The sequence below is a fragment of the Myxococcus sp. CA039A genome, from assembly GCF_013336645.1.
GTDB classification, from domain to species: domain Bacteria; phylum Myxococcota; class Myxococcia; order Myxococcales; family Myxococcaceae; genus Myxococcus; species Myxococcus llanfairpwllgwyngyllgogerychwyrndrobwllllantysiliogogogochensis.
This window is the reverse complement of sequence record NZ_JABUMQ010000554.1, coordinates 1-3,706: the sequence shown is the minus strand read 5'-3', so window position 1 is coordinate 3,706 and position 3,706 is coordinate 1. Positions and strand designations below refer to the sequence as shown.

Here is a 3,706-nt window from a genome sequence, read left to right as displayed (position 1 = left end):
GCCGGGCACGGAGGTCGGCTGGGCCCTGCTGCGGGAGACCTGGGGCAGGGGCTACGCCACCGAGGCCGCCTCGGCCGCCATGGACTGGGCCTTCGACCACCTGGGCTGGACGGACATCATCCACTCCATCGCCCCGGACAACACCGGCTCCCAGCAGGTGGCCCGCCGCCTGGGCTCGAGCCTGCGCGGCCCCGGCAAGCTCCCCGCCCCCATGGAGAGCTCCCTCGTGGAACTCTGGGGCCAGGGCCGGGACGCGTGGCGGGCCCGCCGCGCTTCGTCCAATGGCTGACCCAGGGTGGGATTCCGGGGCAAGGAAGGGGCCCTGGTGTTATGTCCGCCGGTGGGCTAGTCCTCGCCCCTGGGACGTGTCTTCCCGCTTGCTCCCTTTCTCACGGGGCAAGGGGGCGATTAGATTCGAAGTGTCGCACGGAGAGGCCGCACCGTGCGCGAGTGTCAGAGGGGCGGGCCGCCCGCCGTACGCATCGACCCACCCCATGCCGTAACTCAGTGACCTGCCCACCCTTGGGGCAGCAGGTCCTTCCACCCTTTCGCAGGAGCGTCACATTCTTCGTGATCAAAGAGGCAGCCGCGGCGGGAGCCGCGACCAGAGAACCAATCGCCGCATCCGCGCCCGTGAAGTCCGGGTGGTCGGCTCCGATGGCTCACAGCTCGGAGTCATGCCGCTCGAGGCCGCGCTCGACAAGGCCCGCTCGGAAGGGCTCGACCTGGTCGAGGTCAGTCCGATGGCTCAGCCGCCAGTCTGCAAGATCATGGACTACGGCAAGTTCAAGTACGAGGAGAAGAAGAAGGCCGCGGAAGCCAAGCGCGCCCAGCTCATCGTCCACCTCAAGGAAGTGAAGCTCCGTCCCAAGACGGAGGACCACGACTACGAGTTCAAGGTCCGCAACACCCGCGGCTTCATCGAAGATGGCAACAAGGCGAAGGTGGTCATCCAGTTCCGCGGGCGTGAAATCACGCACAAGGAGCAGGGCACCGCCATCCTCGACGACGTGGCGAAGGACCTGAAGGACGTCGCGGTGGTGGAGCAGGCCCCGCGCATGGAAGGGCGCTTGATGTTCATGATTCTCGCGCCCACGCCGAAGATCGCCCAGCGTGCCCGTGAGCAGGCCCGCGCCGCGGCCGGCCCCAAGCGGCCGTCGACCCCCTCCCCGGCCTCTTCTGAGAAGCCCGCGGCGACCGCCACGGGCACCACGCCCGAAGAGAGCGCCAGCCCCGCGGCGCCTCCCCCGTCGGACACGACGGGCCCGACGGCCTGAGACCCACAGCCCCCGCACGCGGTGGACAATCTCCACCGCGTGGGGGGCCTCTCAGGGCCGCGTCCCTTTCAGCCTCCCTGGAATGAGGTGATGGGGAGCGATGACGTCAGCGGCCCACACGTGAGGCCGCTGGCTGGCGAGCTGGCGAGGGCCTGCTCCCGTGAGCGTAGCTTCGCTGACGGTTGAGTCGCCTCGGCCGATCTCCCCGCGCCGGGCCGGTGTACGCTGATAGGTTGGAAGCACCTGGAAATCGAACCAGCCCATGCAGCAAAAGCTCGCCGCCGACATGTCGACGACCGCCGTCCATACGAAGGGCAAGTCCGCGCAGGCCCCGCGGAGTGTGCCGGCCTTGACGGTCGTGTCGCATCCCCATCCCCAGCGCATCGGTGAGCGGCTGTTGCTGGAGGTGCTCGCCAGCGTGGGCCGGACGGCGGCGCTGTCGCGCAACGCGCCGGACTTCTCCCGCCCGGGAGGACTGCTGGCGCTGCCCCTGGGAGACCCCTTTCTCAGCCGGACGCCGGTGCTGTTCGAGCCGGGCTCCCATGGCGGCCTGCGCCTGCTGGTGCCGGAGGATGGCACCCAGGTCTGCGTGGCCGGGGAGTCCGTCGCCGGAGGCCGGGAGTTCACCCACGAGGAGCTGGTCGCCGGCGTGCCGCTGGTGCTGGCCGAGCGCGTGGTGCTGCTGCTGCACCTGGCCTCCTCGGGTGGGGACGTGGTCTCCCACAAGGACCTGGGGCTGGTGGGGCAGGGCGAGGGCATCCGGCAGCTTCGCGAGGACATCCTGCGGGTGGCGGACCTCCAGGTGCCGGTGCTCATCCGGGGCGAGACGGGCACGGGCAAGGAGCTGGTGGCGCGCGCCATCCACGAGCAGGGCCCGCGTCGCTCGGGGCCCTTCGTCAGCGTCAACCTGGGCGCGCTCTCCAAGGAGCTGGTGGCCGCGGAGCTGTTCGGCGCGCAGCGCGGCGCGTACACGGGCGCCAGTAGAGATCGCGAGGGCTTCTTCCGCGCCGCGCACGGCGGCACCCTGTTCCTGGATGAGGTGGGGGAAGCGCCCGCCGAGGTGCAGGCGGCGCTCTTGCGCGTGCTGGAGACAGGCGAGGTGTATCCGGTGGGCGGCCACACGCCGGTGCCCGTGGACGTGCGGCTCGTCGCCGCCACGGATTCGAATCTCGAGGCGCGCATCGAGGAGCGCCTGTTCAAGGCGCCGCTCCTGCACCGGCTGGCGGGCTTCGAGCTGCGGGTGCCCCCGCTGCGCGAGCGGCGCGAGGACATTGGCCTGTTGTTCCTCCACTTCGCGCGCCAGGAGCTGGAGACGACGGGCGAGACGTGGCGGCTGGCTTCCACCGACCCGCGCGCGCAGCCCTGGCTGCCGGCGGCCGTCGCCGTCCGGCTGGTGCGCTACGCGTGGCCCGGCAACGTCCGGCAGCTGCGCAACATCACCCGGCAGCTCATCATCGGCAGCCGGGGCCTGCCGGGCCTGCGCGTGGACTCGCGGCTGGAGCAGACGCTGGATGCGGAGTCGCTGCCCGTGCCGGGCAAGGTGCTGACCGCGCCCACCTCGGGCCAGCCCGACGCCGCCGACGCGAAGTCCTCCCGGCGCAAGCCGTCCGAGGTCGGGGAGGACGAGCTGCTGGAGGCCCTGCGCGCGTGCTCCTGGGACTTGAAGGCCACCGCGGACTTCCTCGGCATTCCGCGCCCCTCCGTCTACGTCCTCATCGACAAGAGCTCGCTCATCCGCACCGCCCGGGACTTGAGCCCGGAGGAAATCACCCGCTGCTTCCAGGAGTGCGAGGGGGATTTGGACAAGATGGTGCAGCGGCTGGAGGTCTCCCGCCGCGCCCTGCAACGCCGCGTTCGCGAGCTGGGCCTGTCGGACGCCTGAGTGGACGCGTCAGCTGCTGGGGATGACACGTCGTTGACGCGTCCATCGCTCCCCGGCACCGCAGGCTCGGACGGTGCTTCCGAGTGAGCCGCATGTCGGCGCGTGTTGGTACGGTGCCTGCAATCTGTTGCCACAGACAGTCAGTCAGTCCAACCCCCAGAAGGAGCCACGGCCCATGGACAATATCGTCATCAGGATTCAGCCAACAGGACCCACCCCGGAAGAGCCCCGCGTCCGTCACGGCGACACGGTGACGTTCACCCTGGATGGAGTCGTGTCCGCCGAGGTGAAGTTCCCCGACGGGACGTGCCTCGTGAATCCCGGCCCGTTCTTCCTGAACAACAGCACCCTGGCTTCTTCCAACAGCACGAACAGCGTGACGCTGACGTGCGCGCCGGACAAGTACCCGTTCCAGGTGATTCTGCCCGACGCGAAGCACGGCCCGGGCAACAACTACGAGACGAAGAAGGGCGGCCTGGACGTGACGACCGACCCGCCGAAAGACCCCAAGAAGAAGTAGTCGCCGCGCCTCAGGGCGGGGGAGGGC

Annotated in this window: 4 protein-coding genes; all 4 read left to right on the top strand. The window is 69.9% G+C overall.

Annotated features, from left to right (window positions below; all coding sequences use genetic code 11):
- On the top strand, nt 1-289 hold a 289-nt coding region (locus HR086_RS45495; protein WP_174468780.1), incomplete at its 5' end, for a GNAT family N-acetyltransferase.
- Between the two features lie 223 nt (nt 290-512).
- A complete protein-coding gene (gene infC, locus HR086_RS45490) occupies nt 513-1,277 on the top strand; it encodes a translation initiation factor IF-3 (RefSeq protein ID WP_217440885.1) in 765 nt (254 codons plus the stop codon).
- Between the two features lie 262 nt (nt 1,278-1,539).
- Nucleotides 1,540-3,159 (top strand): sigma 54-interacting transcriptional regulator, encoded by a 1,620-nt coding sequence (locus HR086_RS45485; protein ID WP_174468779.1) that lies wholly within the window; start codon nt 1,540-1,542, stop codon nt 3,157-3,159.
- A 175-nt stretch (nt 3,160-3,334) separates the two neighbouring features.
- Nucleotides 3,335-3,679: a hypothetical protein gene (locus tag HR086_RS45480; protein WP_174457748.1), complete on the top strand. Its 345-nt coding sequence runs from the start codon at nt 3,335-3,337 to the stop codon at nt 3,677-3,679.
- Nucleotides 3,680-3,706 lie beyond the last annotated feature (27 nt).

Bases quoted from the DNA above. Each gene is read 5' to 3' on its own strand.
- HR086_RS45480 (WP_174457748.1), top strand. From the start codon at position 3,335: ATGGACAATATCGTCATCAGGATTCAGCCAACAGGACCCACCCCGGAA.
- HR086_RS45485 (WP_174468779.1), top strand. From the start codon at position 1,540: ATGCAGCAAAAGCTCGCCGCCGACATGTCGACGACCGCCGTCCATACG.